The sequence below is a fragment of the Pectinatus cerevisiiphilus genome (genome assembly GCF_004341685.1).
GTDB lineage: Bacteria > Bacillota > Negativicutes > Selenomonadales > Selenomonadaceae > Pectinatus > Pectinatus cerevisiiphilus.
This window is the reverse complement of the sequence record NZ_SMAA01000009.1, coordinates 17,063-34,414: the sequence shown is the minus strand read 5'-3', so window position 1 is coordinate 34,414 and position 17,352 is coordinate 17,063. Positions and strand designations below refer to the sequence as shown.

Genomic DNA, 17,352 nt, shown 5'->3' with positions numbered 1-17,352 from the left:
GATAAAATAATATGTTGTTTAGATAGGTTTTTATGAATAATAAAAAAGCACTTTGAAGAAAAGCAACTACTTATATTGTTTTCGATTGGTTGATGACTGATAACCGAGTTGTTCTCTATATTTCATCACTGTTCGACGGGATATATTTATAGTACGTTGTTTTAAAAGATCGCATATTTTCTGGTCACTTAGCGGTTTTGCGTTGTCTTCGTTTTCGATAAGGTCTTTTATAATTTGCTTTATCTGTACAGCTATTAATTCTTCACCTGTAGGTGTAGAGACAACATTGGCTGCAAAAAATTTTCTTATACTGATAATACCGTGTGGTGTTTCCATATATTTGTTGGCGATAGCGCGGCTCACTGTCGATTCATGGATATGCAATGTTTCTGCTATTGTCTTCATTGATAAGGGACGTAAGTAAGATAAACCTTTATCAAAAAAAGGTTTTTGGTGGTTGACAATTTGTGTCACGACATTGTAAAGGGTCTGCCTGCGCTGGGTTATGCTGTTAATCAGCCATATAGCTGAGTTGACACGCTGTTCTACGTATTTTTTAGTTTGTTGATCCATGTTATGGGTATTGCGGTAAAGATCGCTGATCCGCAGACTGGGCACAGTATATTCATTTACAAAAACAATATATTTATTATCAATTTTCCGTACTGTCACATCGGGGATAATGTGTTCTATTTCTTCATTGCTATATGCCGCACCAGGTTTGGGATCAAGTGTTTTGATGACGTTAACAGCGTTTTGGACATCGACAATAGAACAATTTTCCTTTTCCGCTATCAGCTTCAATTGATTTTTGGCAAGATTGTGAAGATATTTATCAATGATAACGGCAATGAGGCCTTCGTAAAGTCCCAGACTGCAAGCTTGCAGCCGCAAACATTCCGCAAGATTACGTGCACCTATACCGGCAGGTTCAAAGGTTTGGATAACCTGTAAGACCTTATTTACCAATTGGGGGGCTGCGTTTATGAGCGAGGCTATTTCTTCAACGGATACTGTAAGATAGCCTCGTTCATCAATGCAGCCTATTATATAATTGGCAATACGGTGTTCTTCCTCATCATTAAATGTCATGCCTGCTTCTTCGTAAAGATTATCGGCAAGCCCCTTTCCGGGAGCGGGCAACCGTTTAAAATCATAGCCATCGCCCGCTGTTCCAGAATGGTGGACAGGAGTTCCTCCTTCGAGAAATTCTGCGAGATGTTTAATGTCTTCCGTATTTAATTTTTCTGGTGTATCGGTAGCAGCATCAGATGCAGGCTCAGCAAATTCAAGGGTAGGATTGTCATTATATTCCTGCTCAATTATTTCATGCAGCTCCTGTGATGACATTTGCAAGATTTTGACAGCTTGCTGCATTTTAGGAGTCATGACCATTTTCTGTTTTATGCTAAGGTGTAAATCTTGTTTCATTTTACTGACCTCATTGATTTTATTTACTCATAGCCGCTGCTACGGCTGCACCTAAAATTGAGCCGCCGTTTTCCAGCTCTAGACTGATCTTGGCAGCATTTTCACCTAACACTTCACTGAGTGCTTGTTGCATATTACGTGCTGCGCTGGGAACTTTTTCAAAAAGAGAACCATCAATGAAAATTTTGTGGGCGGGGATAGCTTTGGGAAATATATGCCATAAAATTCCGCAGTAAGTTGCAGCGGTAAGACGAGCTGACCGGTTCATTATTGCGGTTGCCAATTCTTGTAGAGAAACAGCATCATCTTTTGTCAAAGTGATGCCAGTGTGTGTATGAAAAAGTTTAATGGTAGAGGAAAGACCGGGATCGGCATCTTCTAAAATATGAGAGAGGTCTACACTGGTAAAGGACGGCTTTGCAGGCAGTTTAAATATGTCTTGTACACAAAATGCGAACAATTCCCCCAGATAACGGCCTGAAACCATTTTTTCCAAGCGTTGTTCATAGGGATGTTCAGAGACACTGTCCAATTTTTTATCATATTTGTTGATAGATAGTTTATTAAAGCCACCTATTTCCAAATTTATTATCATTGGTTTTTCTATTTTACTGGTATCAGTTTCAAAATAGCATGTATTATGTCCTGTTGCGTAAATAGAGCCTATATACGTATTGGTTGATTGGTAGGCTGCGGCCAGCAATACAGCAACAGTATCGTTGATGACAGCTACAGGTTCTACATTGACAACACCTTGTCTTGCCAATGCCTGTTTGAGCAGGTCATTGACTGTTTCACCAACGACACCCTTGGTAGCAAATTCTTTTGTCCATGTTATTAATTTTGCGTTGTAGATGTTAGTCTGGCTAGATGGGAAAGAAAAAGTATGGCCTAAATAATATTTTTTCTTCCTATCACCGTCGATTGCCTCATCAATGACAGTAGCAATAAAGTCAAATAAGTCGCTGCTGGTTGAATCTGGGCCGGTGAAGTCATAAAGACCTGAAAATTTCAGTGGTTTGGCGACTTTTTTCAGAATGTTGAAATTGCCGTTGCCTTTTAGCTGTACCAAAGCAGCGCGCAGATTGGTACCACCAAAATCAAGGGCTAGGTATTCACCAGATTCGTTCCCCGCAGGAAGGCCTATATAAGATTTAAGCATTTTTAGAGAACTAAATCCATCGATAAGACCTTGTTCAATATCATAGCGTACACAGGCAGCAACTTGTGATAAAGCAGCCGCTGGTACATTAAATTCTTTGATTGCTTGTGCAAAACAGCTGTGTTCCATTATGATGCTCTCTTTTCCATTTTCCACTAAATTATGTTGAATCAATTTGTTATTATTTTTGGGGAAGAACTTCCAACCAATAGCCATCAGGGTCACTTATAAAATAAATGCCCATTTTTTTATTTTCGTAGCAGATACAGCCCATTTCTTCATGCATTTTATGTGCTGCTGCAAAATCGTCAACTGTAAAAGCCAAATGTACTTCATTGTCACCTAGATTATATTTTTCTTTACGGGCTTTAAGCCAAGTTAGTTCTAATTCATGGGGAGTTTGCCCATCACTCAAATACACGAGTGTGAAATCTGGGGTTTCTTTCCGGTGAACCTCTTTAAGACCGAGTGCCTTTTCGTAAAACGCCATTGATTTTTTTAAATCTAAAACATTGAGATTGTTATGTACAAACTTGAATTTCATTTTATTTACCCCCTAATGTAATATATGTATTATTTTATCAGATATAATATATATTAACAATGACTTTACTCTTTTGTGGTTATTGTAGGTATTTATAATGGCAGGCTAAGAGTAAAAATATACTTTATATCAGGGCTGACTGTGGTATAATGGAGAAAAATCAATCATTTAAAATAATATTGATTATTTTGTATATATGAGCAAATGATGAATCATCACCGTAAAAAATCCCAATAAACAGTACATATATTTTATAAAATGAGGATGGATATGAATGGTAGGAATTGTAATAGTATCGCATAGCTTAAAAGCGGCGGAGGGAATTAGAGAAATTGCTGCTGAGATGGGAAAGCCTGGCCAGCCAATTACTGCTGCGGGTGGCAGTGAAGACGGGCGGCTGGGAATTGACCTTGATAAAGTAGAAGCTGCTATTGAAGCGGCAGATAAAGATGATGGGGTAGTCCTGTTTGTAGATTTGGGAAGTGCGATAATTTGTGCTGATATGATTAAAAATGAAAGAAAATTAAATAAGAAAGGTATTTATGTAGCAGATGCGCCTGTTTTAGAAGGGGCAGTCATAGCAGCAGTGGAAGCATCATTGGGAAGTCCCGTGGAGAAAGTTTTGGAAGTGGCGGCAAAAGTTAAAAATATGCCGAAATTATAATAAAACAAAAGGAATCATGCACACAATAGTATAATATTGCTGCATGATTCCTTTTGCTTTGTTTTAAACCTTCCAGATGAATAAAATATATACTAACCATTTGGTTTTATGACAGGGTATCTTTTATAGTACCAGGAGCTAGGTCGGCAGTCAGGACCTGTTGCCATTCATTTATGATTTCAGGTGGTAGTGTATAACGCTTTTCGATGACTGTAGAATCTTCTTTTAAAGATTGTTTACTATAAAAAGTTTTTTCCTTACCTGTTTTTTTATCCTTAACGTGGCGTATATGACTGCCATTAGTTATTACCGGAAATACAATCTCTACTTTATCAGCAGTATAAAGCGGTGTCAGCGAATCATGCTTGATTTTAAAAGATATAAAATACTGGTTGTTGTAGGAAATTTTTTTCAAGGGAAGCGTTTGGGTTATACCGTCTTTGGTATATTCGATTTTGGGCGGTAAATCTTTATCGAACAGTAAATCAGTTCCTTGGTTATGCGAAGTAAGGGAAAGTTCATCTAATTCGCGGAAATGATTTTTGTGGCGATCATAAAAACGTGTTGTTTTTACATAAACAGTAAATAGGTTTTCTGGTTTAACGGTGGAGCTGTTTTTTTTGTTGGCAGTATTATTATTTTCTGCGGGAGGCTGTGTATCATTGGCAGATACGGGCTGGAGATATGTGAAGGCACTTTCTCTGGCAGTAACTGTACCATTTTCTGTTTGGCGTATTTCAGCATGTGTGGTAAGGGGCATGAAAAGAAGCAGAAAAAAAAGAAATAATAGTGTTTTTTTCATAGATGAAGTCCTTTTGCTAAGATTTTTGTTAGTCGCATTTTTCTATTTTGCTTACATTATAACCTTCATTTTCGATTGCGTCACGCAAAATATTTTCATCGGTATTGCAACTGATAAGGGCATAATGTTTGTAGCAGTTGACTTCCCGTATTTCATGCATTCCCTCAAGGTCACCTAAGGCAGCTCTGATAAGAGAAGCGCAATGTTCATCTTTCATACCATCAATATACATTTTTAACATGATAAGGACCTCCTGAAATAAATTGTAATATACAGTAAACCTTTGCCAATTTTTATTGCCAAATAATACATGGTTTAGAATTTTCGTGAGTGGTGGGAAAAGTTAATCTGCAAAAAGCTTAAACCTCCCGCTAAAACAGCGGCTGCTATAGGAAGAAAGGCAGCTTGCGCAAAGTAAAGTGGAGAGATTAGGATACCAACGAGAATGAAAAATAAGCAGAGTCCAGAAAATAAAAAACTGCGGTGTATTTTTTTCATTATGTACTGGCAATAACTGATCATTTCGCCTACTTCATACAGGGAGTTGGCAGGGATGATAACATCAGCCGCAGTGACAACATTGGCTTGGATGTCGTTATTTAGATATACACCTATATCTGCCGCATGCAGCATAGGTAAATCATTGTCGGCATTGCCAACGGCTGCAATGGTAAGTCCATGGGTGTGCAGCAAATCAATTTCCCGTGCCTTATCAGTGGGCAGTAACTCGGCTCTATATTGATCGATTGACAAATCTTTGGCAATCGTTTTGGCGGTATTTTTATTATCGCTGGTAAAAAGAATCGTGTTGATTTTCATGTGCTGAAGAAGTGCGAGCGCAGCTTTGCAACGATATTTTAAAGGATCAAGCAGTGTTAAAACACCATGACAATATTTTCTTAAAGCAATAAAAATAGGTGTACCACCTTCTTGGGCAATCTGGAATGCTTTCATTTGCAGCTCATTGCTGATTTTGACACCTTCGTCTTCTAACCATGAAGCTTTTCCCACACGAATGATATCACCGTTGATGAGAGCTTCAACCCCTTTTCCGGTTAGCAGTTGTGCTGAGGAAATACGTTGTAAATGCGCTTGGTTTTTTATAGAAGAGGTGACTAATGCCCTTGCTAAAGGAACATCAAAATCTTTTTCTGCACTTGCGGCCAGTGCCAAAAGGACTTTTGGCGTTATACCTTCTGCTTGGAGCGCGGTAACAACGGGATGTCCTTCTGTTAGTATTCCTGTTTTACCAAGAATGACTGTATCAATGTGGCGGGCCTGTTCAATTGTGGCGGGGGTTTTAAAAAAAATACCAGCGCGGGCAAATTTATTGAGTGTTGTTAAAAATTGTATGCGTGTACAACTGATAAAAGAGTGAAGCAGGCCGGTCACGAAAATAGCGGCCAAAAGGGAAAAAATGAAAGCAGGAGATTTTTGGAGATAAATAGAAAGAATAAGCGTGCAAACGGCCATAAGTAAAGTAAATATAGTAAAGTATTTTGATATTTTTAGCGCGAACAGATCCGTCGCGGTGTTTACAGTTGTCGAAGTGTTTTTTATATTAAGAAGCTGGGTAAATACAGAATTATCCTGTGACGCTGATACACGATAATGGAATGTTCCCTTGGTATTGATTGTTCCCATAAAAACCTTGTCACCTGAGGCTTTATCTGCTTTCTCTTTTTTCCCTGTAAGACAGGATTCGTCAATACTACCATTTCCCCAAAAAATATTTCCATCAGCAGGAATGATTTGCTTGTCTTTTATTATGACAATATCGTCTTTTTGCAAGGCTGAGCAGGGAAGCTGTTTTTCTTCGTCGGTATCAAGATCAAGAACCGTAGTGAAAGCAGGAAGGGAGACGAACTGGTCAAGAGAGTCAGCTGATTTTTGCAGGAGATGCAGTGTATAAGTTTTCAATGCAACAGCGAACGTGATAATAAGAGCGGCTGTTTCTCCCCAAAAAGCATTTGTGGGAAGATTAGAACCCATAAATATGGGAACCGCCGTAGTGATACTAAGGAAGAATAGTATTATAGTACTGGCACAGATCAATATGTCATAATTCCAAAAGTTATTAGGCCCTTTGCTGCTATTTATGTAATATTGGTAATTGATGAGTAATATTAATATGATAATGAAGAAACGGGCGGTCAAAAAAGCACATTGATCATAATGTGGATTTATGATTGCAGGTAAAGGAGCACCTGCCAATGGCGCAAAATAAATGTAAAGTAGGAATAGTGAGGCAATTATGGATGTGGATAATATGAGACGGGGATATTTTGTGGCGTTGTTGTTTGCCTTCGTATGTATGATGGGATGGAGGGACATAAAGAATAACTCCTTCGATGATAATAAAATCAGTGGTTTCGATAAATTTGCGAATATGTATTGTAAATACAAAATTTAGCGAGACCACTGATAAAATTATATTGAATTTGTAAATTTAATATAATTATGAACAATAAATTTAATATATAAAACTATTAATTTCACCTCAATTATGCGATTTATTACTAATAATGTCAAGAAGAAAGACGCAAACTATTGCTGTTTGAATAAAAAATTGTTACAATCTTATTGTATTTTCTTTAATAATTGCTAATAGAGCTTTACGCAGGTGTGAGGGGAAATTTTTATGATAGAAAAGTTTTACCTGAAAAAGACACTTTATTATATGAGATGAGTGGGAAATTTTGATTACAATTATGGCAAACGGGAAAATCAATCTTACGCTTGATGTTCTTGGGAAAAGGGATGATGGCTATCATGAAGTTGAGATGGTCATGCAGTCGATAAACCTTAGTGATAAACTTACAATTGAAAAAATAGATATTTGCGATATAATACTTGATTGTGTTGTAAAGGGAGTATTAAATAAAAAAGACAACCTCATTTATAAAGCGGCTGATTTGTTTTTGCGAACCTATAATATAGATTGCGGCGTAAAAATATCCTTGGAAAAAAATATTCCTGTTGCAGCTGGTCTTGCGGGCGGAAGCACGGATGCGGCTGCTGTATTGTGTGGCATGAATGATTTGTTCGGGTGTGGTCTATCGGTGGAGACACTTTGTACTCTGGCAGCGAAGCTGGGGTCGGATGTCCCTTTTTGTGTAAGGGGAGGGACGATGCTGGCTAAGGGCAGAGGTGAAAAGCTGGCACCGGTGGCTTCATTGCCCGCGGGATGTGCCTTTGTTCTTATAAAACCACAGCTTGGTGTTTCTACAGCGTGGGTATATAAGAATTATCAGGCACAGCGTGTGAAAAAGCATCCGAATAACAGATTGATGCTACGAGAGCTGGAAGATAAAAACCTTAACGGGGTTTGTGGTTCATTAGGGAATGTTTTGGAAAGTGTAACCATTGGTGCATATCCCCAACTGGCTGCATATAAAGAAAAACTTTGCCGGTATGGTGCTAAGGCAGCGTTGATGTCAGGAAGCGGGCCGAGTATTTTCGCTGTTTGCGAAAATATACAGGTTGCCAGGAAGGTTGCTGACAGGATGCGTAATGATTATGCAGAACTGGAAGTATACGAGGCAGTACCTGCGAGTGCAAGGAAGTAGGGGGAAGTATTATGGGTAACAATAAAAAACTCATGCCGATAAAGCTGGACAGTTACCAGCCATTGCGTGAGGTTGTTTTTGAAACTTTGAGGAATGCTATTAGGACAGGGATATTAAAGCCGGGGCAGCGCCTTATGGAAATCCATTTGGCGGAACAGCTTGGTGTCAGCCGCACACCGGTGCGGGAAGCCATTAGAAAATTGGAGCTGGAAGGTTATGTGATCATGATGCCGCGCCGCGGTACTTATGTGGCAAATTTATCCATCCGCGATGTCAATGAAGTTTTTGAAATACGCACAGCGTTAGATTCTTTGGCAAGTGGTTTGGCGGCAGAGAGAATATCAGAAGATGAGCTTGAAGAACTTCAACGACTCTTAGTACAAATCGGTGAATATATTGAAGAAAATGATATGAATAAGATTGTTGAAGTTGATACTAAATTCCATGATTTGTTATACAAAGCCAGCAGAAATAATCGGTTGGTTGGTATAATCTCCAATTTGCGGGAACAGTTAACGAGTTTTCGCACAAAATCTATGTCTTATCCTGGACGTCTGCGGGAGACATTGGAAGAGCATCGGCAGATAGTTGATACTATTGCACAAGGAAATGTTGCGGATGCTCAAAAGGCTGCAGAAAAACATATGGAAAAATCAGAACAGACACTATTGAAGAGCATGAAGGATATAAAGCAAAATATGGAAATTGAAGATGAAAATGAGGATGGAAATGACGGAAATATAGAAGGGAAAAGTGAAAATAGTTGAGTACGGAAAATTTTTCTACCATAATACTGGCCGCTGGTAAAGGAACACGTATGAAATCGGCATTGCCGAAGGTACTGCATCGGGTTGGCGGAAAAACGATGCTGCAACATGTCCTTGATGCGGCAAAAGGAGCCGGGGCAAAGAACAATGTCATTGTTATCGGGTTTGGCCGTGAAAAGGTACAGCAAGTTATAGGAAACGGTGCACAGGTAGTTATCCAAGAAGAACAGCTTGGCACCGGCCATGCTGTTTTGCAGGCAGAACCGATGATTGATAAGAAGGATACAGTGATGGTTCTGTGCGGTGATACACCGTTGCTTACGGCTGATATTCTGCGCCATTTTTATGAAAAACATACAGAAGAACAGGCACATGCTTCTGTAATGACTGCTGTTATGCCGGACCCGTCAGGCTATGGTCGGATAATAAGAACCTTCAGTGGAGAATTTAAGAAGATAGTTGAGCATAAAGATGCAAGTATTTCGGAAAAAGCTGTTACTGAAGTGAATACAGGAATATATTGCTTTAATGCTGGCGAGCTTTTTGCAGCTTTGGGGAAAATTGGCCGTGACAATGCCCAAGGAGAATACTATTTACCTGATGTACTGGAAATAATTCATGCCGATGGCAAAAAAGTGGCAGCAGTTATTGCTGAAAATTATAAGGCAACATTGGGGATAAATTCACGTGAACAACTTGCCCAAGCTGAAAAAATACTACATCAGCGTAAAAATAGGCAGCTTATGGCCGCAGGTGTGACTATCATGGACCCTGATACAACATATATTGATAGTGATGTAAAGATTGGCCGTGACACTATTATTTATCCGTCTACATGGATACAGGGAAATTCTGTCGTTGGTACTGAGTGTGAAATAGGGCCGTGCAGCCGTTTTTGCGACACGACTATAGGCGATAGATCAGTAATTTCTTTTTCTTACGCACATGAATGTGAGATCGGCACAGCTGTTACAATGGGACCATATGTACATTTACGCCCGAATACCAAAATCGCCGATAAAGCACATATTGGTAATTTTGTTGAAGTTAAAAATTCTAATGTAGGCAAGGGAACAAAGCTGCCCCATTTGAGTTATATCGGTGATAGTGATGTAGGAGCAGGTGTCAATATGGGCTGTGGTTGTATCACCGTTAATTACGATGGCAGTAAAAAATATAGAACAACAATAGAAGATAATGCTTTTGTCGGCTGTAATTCTAATCTGGTCGCACCTGTGAAAGTGGGAGAAAATTCCTATATAGGTGCAGGCTCCACGATTACGAAGGATGTGCCCGCTGGTGAATTAGCTGTAGGCAGGGCACGGCAGACCAATATCGCCAAATGGCGGGATAAAAGAAATAAATGATAAGAGTGAGTACAGGGTTGATAAATTGGCTGAAACCTTGGCACTCATTTTAAAAAATATATAGGCTGATTTAATGGAGAGTAAGATTTTGTCACAACGGAAAACTTTCGTTTATTAAGATATAAAAATATATCTTTAATAATAAAAATTTATTTATGCATATATAATGCAGGAGGAAAATTGATGATTTTGGACACAGACAAACTATGTATTCTTACCGGTAATGCTAATCCACAGCTGGCACAAGAGGTAGTAGATTATATTGGTGTGGAGTTATGTCATGCGTTTGTGGGGCATTTTAACAATGGAGAAACACAGGTGATGATCAGCGAAAGTATCCGTGGCAAGGATGTATTCATTATTCAGCCTACCAGCCAGCCTGTGAATGACAGTCTTATGGAATTACTTATAATGGTTGATGCCTGCAAAAGAGCGTCAGCCCGTAACATAACAGCAGTCGTACCATATTATGCATATGCCCGCCAAGATAGAAAAACACGTGGGCGTGAACCCATTTCTGCTAAATTAGTTGCTGATCTCATGACTACTGCCGGTGTAAATAGAGTAGTTACCGTTGATTTGCATGCAGGACAGATTCAGGGCTTTTTTGATATTCCTGTTGACCATTTGGCTGCCGCTCCTATTTTGGCCAAATATATCAGCGCTAAAAATCTGCAAGATATAGTAGTCGTTTCTCCGGATCTGGGCGGAGTAACACGTGCCCGCAGTCTTGCAGACCGTTTAGAAGCACCTATTGCTATCATTGAAAAAAGACGGCCAATGCCTGGAAAGGCTGAAGTAATGAGCCTGATAGGTGAAGTAAAAGATAAAAATGCTGTGATTATTGACGATATAGTAGACACAGCCGGCTCTTTGTGTGAAGGGGCTAAGGCATTGAAGGCACGCGGTGTGAAATCAATACATGCTTGTTGTACGCATGGTATTTTAAGTGATCCGGCCATTCAACGCATTGATGATTCACCTATAGACGAATTAGTGATTACAAATACCATTCCTCTACCAAAAGATAAACATTCCAGTAAAATAATATCCTTGTCGATGGCACCGGCTATCGGAGAAGCTATTACACGCATTTATACACAGACCTCAGTAAGTAAATTATTTGATATAGCTGATGCTGTACAGACAAAGGTTTAATTATATCAATCTGCATTGTGTGGAGTAATTTGCAGATACAAGTTTTTTAAGCTAGCAGATACGAGCTTTTCAGTTAGCTTAAAATTGACGTTTTAGGAGGACACGATATTTGGATTTAGTGATAATAATGGAAGCGGCTCTTATGGGGGTTGTTGAAGGCCTTACCGAATGGCTGCCGGTAAGTAGTACAGGTCATATGATCCTTGTCAATGAGTTTATAAAAATGGCAGTGGATCAGAAGTTTATGGATGTGTTTTTGGTAGTTATCCAATTGGGTGCAATTATGGCAGTAGTTGTATTGAATTTTACAAAACTTAATCCATTTGCTGCAAGTAAGACTGCAATTGAAAAAAGACAGACCTTTTGCTTATGGTCAAAAGTAGTCATTGCCTGTATTCCGGCATGTGTTATTGGGTTACTTTTCAATAAATATATGGAAGAGCATTTTATGAATGCCCATGTAGTCGCGTTTACATTGATTTTATATGGAGTATTATTTATTGTAGTAGAAAATTACAATAAACGCAGGGAGCCGCGTATAAATACACTAGAGACATTGGATTATAAAACAGCTTTTATTATAGGTGTTTTTCAAGTCCTGTCATTAGTGCCAGGAACATCACGGTCAGGCGCTACTATCTTGGGTGGTATCATTCTTGGCACCTCCAGATATGTGGCTGCTGAGTTCACTTTCTTTCTGGCTATTCCAGTTATGTTTGGAGCCAGTCTTCTAAAGATGGTCAAGTTTGGTTTTAATTATTCTACCGATGAAGTCGTTATTTTGCTTGTAGGTATGGTTGTTGCTTTCTTAGTTTCTATTGCATCTATAAAATTCTTGTTACTATATATAAAGAAAAATGATTTTAAGGCTTTCGGCTGGTACAGAATAATATTAGGTGTTATTGTTTTTGCATATTTCCTTTTGCTAGGCTAAATAGATTTGATATGTAGGAAGAATAAAAGTTTTCATCTGATAAATGGAAACTTTTATTTTTTTCCGCTGGTAAGACAATATAGTTGTTGTTTATACTGGAAAAAGTGTAAAATAGTTTGTATTATTTCTGCGTTAAGCTCGTTATTATAAATACTGCGCTGATAAGATAAAAAATTATGCAGGGATGCGGTAAAAGCATTGAAGAGAAGGGAGTATGTAAGATGCCAGATGAAATTGCGGATTTTCACGCACAAATAAAAATACTTAAAGAAAAATTGGAGTCATATAGAGACAATGATGCATTAACGCAGATTTATAATAAGATGACTTTTTATAAAAAAGCAGCAGAATTATTACAAGATAAGAAAACAGGTGATTATATAATCATCTGTATAGATATAGAAAAGTTTAGTTTTGTTAATGCTTTGTATGGTAATGAAACAGGTGACTTTATTCTATGGTACATAGCGCATTATTTGCAGGAAAGCCTGACGGACGAAGCTGTCATCGGCCGTATTGGTGGTGACATATTTGCGGTATGTTTACAGGATAAACAACAACAAAAGTTTCTGGACAATGTGTTCAGTATTTTCACTAATGCTCCTGTGCCAATGAAAATAGTTCCGGCTGTTGGCATCTGTCGTGTCAAAGAGAATACGGCCGTTAGTTTTTTGTGTGATTGGGCTATTTTGGCATTGCGCTCGATAAAGCGTAATTATTTTCGGCATGTGGCACTTTTTGATGACACTATAAGAGAAAAAATGTTGGAAGAGCAGGCTCTGCTGAGTATTGCTGAGGAAGCGTTGAGTAATGGTGAATTTAAACTGTATTTCCAACCTAAATGCAATATGAATAATGGGAAAATAGTTGGCGCGGAAGTTCTTATCCGCTGGCTGCATCCGCGTAAGGGTATTGTGATGCCAGGGGTGTTTATTCCCTTGTTTGAAAAAAATGGTTTTATTGAAAAACTAGACAGTTATATATGGGAAGAAACTGTAATTTGGCTAAAAAAACGTATTGAAATGGGTGCGAATGTAGTACCTTTATCGGTTAATATTTCCCGTACTGATATAACTAATATGGATGTTTATTCATTTTTGACAAGACTTGTAGAAAAGTATGAAATAGACCCACATTTCTTGGAATTGGAAATTACGGAAAGTGCTTATATTGATAAAACTGAAGAAATAATTAATTTATCAGCAAGATTAATGGATTATGGATTTATCGTCCAGATAGATGATTTTGGCAGCGGCTATTCATCTTTGAATATACTAAAAGATATTAAGGCAAACGTACTGAAAATAGATATGCGCTTTTTAGAAACTGAAGATAAAAAGAGCAAGGATATCATTCAATCAGTGGTATATATGGGACGCTGGCTTAATATGCTCATTATAACGGAAGGGGTAGAAAAACAGGAACAGGTTGATTTCCTGCGCAAAATAGGCTGCACCTACGCACAAGGATTTTTCTATTATCGGGCTATGGAAGAAAAGGCTTTTGAAAAACTTATAGATAAATCAGAGATAATTGATTATCCGATGGGCAAGTATTTAACAGATGAAAAATATATGCCGACAGACATAGATGGACTGTTTCATGAAAACGTTCTAGGCAGCCAGCTCTTAGGAAAAATAATAGGAGCTTTGGCGATATATTCTTATAAAAATGATGAGCTCCATTTGCAACAGGCAAATGAAGAATATGGGTATATAATACGGCACAATGGTCTGGGGCAGGATGCAGACATTGATATAATTGAACTTTTAGACAATGTCGATAGGGAAAAGATAAAGCAGAATATAAAAAAGGTTTTGTTGGAAAATACGCCAGCGGATATGATAGTAGTTTTAAAAAGAAAAAATAAAAATAAATGTTGGCTTAAAATACGGCTGTTTACAGTTGCTGAATTGCATCGGTGCAGCTTTTTCTATATATCTATTTTTGATGTTACTGAATCGATGGAGCAGCTATTGGTAAAAACGTGATGCTTGTGAATTTATGGCAGTGGTAAAATGGTTAACAGGAGGATATCACGATGAAAATAATTACCGGTCTTGGCAATCCAGGAAAAGAATATGAAAAGACCAAACATAATGTTGGTTTTATGTTTGTTGATGCGTTAGCAAAAAAATTGGCAGTTAATAACTGGCAGGAAAAGTTTAATGGCTGTGCGGCACAAACAATGGTCGGGCAGGAAAAGGTGCTTTTGTTGAAACCGTCAACGTTTATGAATTTGAGTGGAAACGCAGTGGCACCGGCGATGAACTGGTATAAATTAAAACCAACGGATCTTATTGTTGTGCATGATGATATGGATCTGCCAGCAGGGATGATCAGAATACGTGTCAAAGGAAGTTCTGGCGGACATAATGGGATAAAGTCAATAATAGCATGTATAAAAAGTAATGAATTTATCCATGTCCGCATAGGTATTGGTCGACCCTTGCCAAACTGGAAAGTAAATGACCATGTACTTTCCCCGTTTTCTGCTGATGCGCAGAAAGCTGTCGAAAGTGCTATTGAAACTCTAATTCCGGCAGTAGAATGTATCATTACAGAGTCTGTTGATAAGGCAATGAATAAATATAATCCACGCAAAGCAAAAAAAGCATTGACGAAACTGGCGACGGGAAAGGCAGCTAATAATGAATAAAGCAAAGATAACACTTCTTTATGCTGACGAGGCGGGAGAGATCTTTGATGCACCGGGGATAAGCGCTATGGGAAGAACGGGCAATGAAAACGTGGTATTGCGAACTAAAGATTTATTGCCGCTGCCGGAAAGTGCTGATCTTATGTATTTGCCAGATCGTATGCCGTTAGGACAGAAAAATGGCGAAACCATGCCGATTTCGGGACAGGCTGTAGCAGCGTTGTTGCCTGCTGGATACACAAGGCTTTATATGCCCGCGTTCCAGAAAAGCGAAAATGCGAAAGTACTGCCTTTATATGGTTATACAGCTGTTGCCTTGTATAAAGACGAAATGTATGCGGCTGCTGTTTATACAGATAAAAATGATAAATGGGACCCAGCTCGTTATAATACAGACAATTTACCTATGCTGATTGATAGGGTCAAAAAGGACATGCCTGATAATATTCTTGTAGATCATTTGGCAAATTGTTCGTTGCAATGGCATTGTTGTACAGCACAGAATCTTTTTTACGGAAGATGGGAAGCAGGTATTCCTGTATCACCTGTTTGTAATGCGGCATGTCTTGGTTGTATATCTTTGCAAGCGGCAGAATGCTGTCCTTCACCGCAAAGTAGGATAAAGTTCAGCCCGTCGCCGGAAACTATAGCACAAATTGGTACATATCATCTTTCCAGGGCAGCTGATGCGATCATAAGCTTTGGCCAAGGGTGTGAAGGTGAACCTTCCCTAGCGGTTGATAATCTGGTTCCGGCTTTAAAAATGATAAGAGCCCATACAGACAAAGGGCAGATAAACATAAATACAAATGCAGGTTTTACAGAAGGAATAGCAAGATTGGCGGATGCTGGTCTTGATAGTATGCGTGTGAGCATAATAAGTGCGGTGCCTGAAAATTATAAGGCCTATTACCGTTGTAATTATGAATTGGCAGATGTTATTGCTTCGATACAATATGCCAAGCGCAAGGGTGTTTATATTTCCCTGAATATGCTTTATTTTCCGGGCTTTAATGACAGTAAAACAGAGTCAGCCGCATGGCGGAAATTCTTGCGTATGGCGCCAGTGGATATGATTCAAGTGCGCAATTTAAATATAGATCCAGATGAATTTGCAAAAGTTATGCCCCAGTTTACACCACCATTGGGTACAAAAATGTTTTTTGGTGGATTGAAAGGGGAATTTCCAGATATTTCTATTGGCAGTTTCAGCCATTATCAAAAGGAATAATGATTTTGTGGAAGAATGTCCATTTAAAATAAGACGGTAGCAGCTATATAGTTGGAGATAAATAAATTTTTCGCTAAAAGTGGAAATATCATTCTATTCTTAATGCCTGTTTTATGATAAAATGATAGCAGCTTTATAATGTATATGATATGAGGATGAATACGCATGGATGCGCAGAAAAAAAACAAGGCTTTACAGATCGACGAAACATGGGGAATGCCAATATATACGCTGAAAAATAACCGAGAGGAAGATATCACTCAAGTGAATGAACAAGATTGGAGCATTTTTAAACAAAAACTGAAGAATAAAACAGGAATTGATCTCGATTTATATAAAGAAGCACAAATGAAACGAAGAATTAATAATCTCGTTATGCGCAAAGGCTACCAAACTTTTTCAACATATTTTGATTTCGCCGTCAAGGATAAAGATGAGTTTGCCTCTTTCATAGAGTATTTGACGATAAATGTGTCTGAATTTTTTCGTACACCGGAAAAGTTTTCAGAACTTGAGAGTGTCATTATTCCGGAATTATTGCAAAAAAGTCCAAAGCTCAATATATGGAGCGCAGGATGTTCTATAGGGGCGGAACCTTATTCCATTGCAATGATATTGGATGAGAAAACACCGGGAACGCGTCACCGCATTTTAGCTTCTGACCTGGATGTCGATATTCTGGCTAAGGCTAAAGAAGGTATCTACACGGATAATGAATTAAAAGCTATTGCTATCGGCCGCAAGCAGCGGTATTTTACTAAAACAGATGATGGTAAATATGCCGTTAGTGCAGCTATAAAAGCAAAAATTGAATTTCGTCGGCATAATTTATTAAAAGATCCTTTTGAAACAGGGTTTGATCTTATTTTGTGCCGTAATGTTGTTATATATTTTACAGAAGAAGCGAAGGATAAGCTTTATAAGGAATTTTTTAAAGCGTTGAAGCCTGGTGGTATTTTATTCGTAGGAGGAACAGAAGCGGTGTTGAACTATCGCGAGATGGGCTATGAAAACCACCGCCCTTTCTTCTATAGAAGACCTTTTAATTCATGATATAATATAGT

16 protein-coding genes are annotated in these 17,352 nt (G+C 38.4%); 10 read left to right on the top strand and 6 right to left on the bottom strand.

All coding sequences use genetic code 11. From position 1 onward, the window contains the following. Positions 1–66: 66 nt before the first annotated feature. The 3 genes from rpoN to EDC37_RS07150 are packed head-to-tail and all read right to left on the bottom strand — an operon-like array spanning position 67 to position 3,137. Positions 67–1,431: an RNA polymerase factor sigma-54 gene (gene rpoN, locus EDC37_RS07160; RefSeq protein ID WP_132549618.1), complete on the bottom strand. Its 1,365-nt coding sequence runs from the start codon at positions 1,429–1,431 to the stop codon at positions 67–69. A gap of 19 nt (positions 1,432–1,450) precedes the next feature. Further along, positions 1,451–2,722, bottom strand: a complete 1,272-nt coding sequence (locus EDC37_RS07155; protein ID WP_132549615.1) for a hexokinase family protein — start codon at positions 2,720–2,722, stop codon at positions 1,451–1,453. A 52-nt stretch (positions 2,723–2,774) separates the two neighbouring features. Beyond that, positions 2,775–3,137, bottom strand: a complete 363-nt coding sequence (locus EDC37_RS07150) for a VOC family protein (protein ID WP_132549612.1) — start codon at positions 3,135–3,137, stop codon at positions 2,775–2,777. A 274-nt stretch (positions 3,138–3,411) separates the two neighbouring features. On the opposite strand from EDC37_RS07150, the gene dhaM reads away from it, so the two are divergent. Continuing rightward, positions 3,412–3,801, top strand: a complete 390-nt coding sequence (dhaM, locus tag EDC37_RS07145) for a dihydroxyacetone kinase phosphoryl donor subunit DhaM (protein WP_132549609.1) — start codon at positions 3,412–3,414, stop codon at positions 3,799–3,801. Positions 3,802–3,907: 106 nt separating this feature from the next. On the opposite strand, the gene EDC37_RS07140 is transcribed toward dhaM, so the two are convergent. The 3 genes from EDC37_RS07140 to EDC37_RS07130 all read right to left on the bottom strand — a co-directional run bounded on the left by EDC37_RS07140 (position 3,908) and on the right by EDC37_RS07130 (position 6,595). Further along, the gene (locus tag EDC37_RS07140; RefSeq protein ID WP_132549606.1) at positions 3,908–4,603 is read right to left on the bottom strand and encodes a hypothetical protein; all 696 of its coding nucleotides are present in this window, start codon (positions 4,601–4,603) and stop codon (positions 3,908–3,910) included. A gap of 28 nt (positions 4,604–4,631) precedes the next feature. Further along, on the bottom strand, positions 4,632–4,844 hold the full coding sequence (locus tag EDC37_RS07135) for a heavy-metal-associated domain-containing protein (protein WP_132549603.1): 213 nt from the start codon (positions 4,842–4,844) through the stop codon (positions 4,632–4,634). A 74-nt stretch (positions 4,845–4,918) separates the two neighbouring features. Beyond that, positions 4,919–6,595 (bottom strand): heavy metal translocating P-type ATPase, encoded by a 1,677-nt coding sequence (locus EDC37_RS07130; RefSeq protein WP_165874478.1) that lies wholly within the window; start codon positions 6,593–6,595, stop codon positions 4,919–4,921. Positions 6,596–7,302: 707 nt separating this feature from the next. Here EDC37_RS07130 and ispE point away from each other — a divergent pair. The 9 genes from ispE to EDC37_RS07085 all read left to right on the top strand — a co-directional run bounded on the left by ispE (position 7,303) and on the right by EDC37_RS07085 (position 17,341). Further along, positions 7,303–8,172, top strand: coding sequence for a 4-(cytidine 5'-diphospho)-2-C-methyl-D-erythritol kinase (gene ispE, locus EDC37_RS07125; protein WP_132549597.1), 870 nt, complete (start codon positions 7,303–7,305; stop codon positions 8,170–8,172). A gap of 11 nt (positions 8,173–8,183) precedes the next feature. Then, positions 8,184–8,939, top strand: coding sequence for a GntR family transcriptional regulator (locus EDC37_RS07120; RefSeq protein WP_132549594.1), 756 nt, complete (start codon positions 8,184–8,186; stop codon positions 8,937–8,939). Beyond that, positions 8,936–10,306 carry a bifunctional UDP-N-acetylglucosamine diphosphorylase/glucosamine-1-phosphate N-acetyltransferase GlmU gene (gene glmU, locus EDC37_RS07115; protein ID WP_269140954.1) on the top strand — a complete coding sequence of 457 codons (1,371 nt, stop codon included), beginning with the start codon at positions 8,936–8,938 and terminating at the stop codon, positions 10,304–10,306. Before EDC37_RS07120 ends, glmU begins: the two co-directional genes overlap by 4 nt. A 183-nt stretch (positions 10,307–10,489) precedes the next feature. Beyond that, the gene (locus tag EDC37_RS07110) at positions 10,490–11,464 is read left to right on the top strand and encodes a ribose-phosphate diphosphokinase (protein ID WP_132549591.1); all 975 of its coding nucleotides are present in this window, start codon (positions 10,490–10,492) and stop codon (positions 11,462–11,464) included. Positions 11,465–11,573: 109 nt separating this feature from the next. Continuing rightward, the gene (locus EDC37_RS07105) at positions 11,574–12,398 is read left to right on the top strand and encodes an undecaprenyl-diphosphate phosphatase (protein ID WP_231040135.1); all 825 of its coding nucleotides are present in this window, start codon (positions 11,574–11,576) and stop codon (positions 12,396–12,398) included. 221 nt (positions 12,399–12,619) lie between these two features. Next, on the top strand, positions 12,620–14,389 hold the full coding sequence (locus EDC37_RS07100) for a GGDEF domain-containing phosphodiesterase (RefSeq protein WP_165874477.1): 1,770 nt from the start codon (positions 12,620–12,622) through the stop codon (positions 14,387–14,389). 50 nt (positions 14,390–14,439) lie between these two features. Beyond that, positions 14,440–15,057, top strand: coding sequence for an aminoacyl-tRNA hydrolase (pth, locus tag EDC37_RS07095; RefSeq protein WP_132549585.1), 618 nt, complete (start codon positions 14,440–14,442; stop codon positions 15,055–15,057). Then, positions 15,050–16,288, top strand: a complete 1,239-nt coding sequence (locus EDC37_RS07090; protein ID WP_132549582.1) for a radical SAM family protein — start codon at positions 15,050–15,052, stop codon at positions 16,286–16,288. The genes pth and EDC37_RS07090 overlap by 8 nt, the downstream gene beginning before the upstream one ends. A gap of 216 nt (positions 16,289–16,504) precedes the next feature. Then, positions 16,505–17,341 carry a CheR family methyltransferase gene (locus tag EDC37_RS07085; protein ID WP_132549823.1) on the top strand — a complete coding sequence of 279 codons (837 nt, stop codon included), beginning with the start codon at positions 16,505–16,507 and terminating at the stop codon, positions 17,339–17,341. The last annotated feature ends 11 nt before the right edge of the window (positions 17,342–17,352 follow it).

What these genes read in the sequence shown, in the direction of transcription:
- EDC37_RS07150 (WP_132549612.1), bottom strand. Translation starts at nt 3,137, where the DNA reads ATGAAATTCAAGTTTGTACATAACAATCTCAATGTTTTAGATTTAAAA.
- EDC37_RS07140 (WP_132549606.1), bottom strand. Translation starts at nt 4,603, where the DNA reads ATGAAAAAAACACTATTATTTCTTTTTTTTCTGCTTCTTTTCATGCCC.
- EDC37_RS07130 (WP_165874478.1), bottom strand. Translation starts at nt 6,595, where the DNA reads ATGGGTTCTAATCTTCCCACAAATGCTTTTTGGGGAGAAACAGCCGCT.
- pth (WP_132549585.1), top strand. Translation starts at nt 14,440, where the DNA reads ATGAAAATAATTACCGGTCTTGGCAATCCAGGAAAAGAATATGAAAAG.
- dhaM (WP_132549609.1), top strand. Translation starts at nt 3,412, where the DNA reads ATGGTAGGAATTGTAATAGTATCGCATAGCTTAAAAGCGGCGGAGGGA.
- rpoN (WP_132549618.1), bottom strand. Translation starts at nt 1,431, where the DNA reads ATGAAACAAGATTTACACCTTAGCATAAAACAGAAAATGGTCATGACT.
- EDC37_RS07120 (WP_132549594.1), top strand. Translation starts at nt 8,184, where the DNA reads ATGGGTAACAATAAAAAACTCATGCCGATAAAGCTGGACAGTTACCAG.
- EDC37_RS07090 (WP_132549582.1), top strand. Translation starts at nt 15,050, where the DNA reads ATGAATAAAGCAAAGATAACACTTCTTTATGCTGACGAGGCGGGAGAG.
- EDC37_RS07135 (WP_132549603.1), bottom strand. Translation starts at nt 4,844, where the DNA reads ATGTTAAAAATGTATATTGATGGTATGAAAGATGAACATTGCGCTTCT.
- EDC37_RS07100 (WP_165874477.1), top strand. Translation starts at nt 12,620, where the DNA reads ATGCCAGATGAAATTGCGGATTTTCACGCACAAATAAAAATACTTAAA.
- EDC37_RS07085 (WP_132549823.1), top strand. Translation starts at nt 16,505, where the DNA reads ATGCCAATATATACGCTGAAAAATAACCGAGAGGAAGATATCACTCAA.
- EDC37_RS07155 (WP_132549615.1), bottom strand. Translation starts at nt 2,722, where the DNA reads ATGGAACACAGCTGTTTTGCACAAGCAATCAAAGAATTTAATGTACCA.
- EDC37_RS07110 (WP_132549591.1), top strand. Translation starts at nt 10,490, where the DNA reads ATGATTTTGGACACAGACAAACTATGTATTCTTACCGGTAATGCTAAT.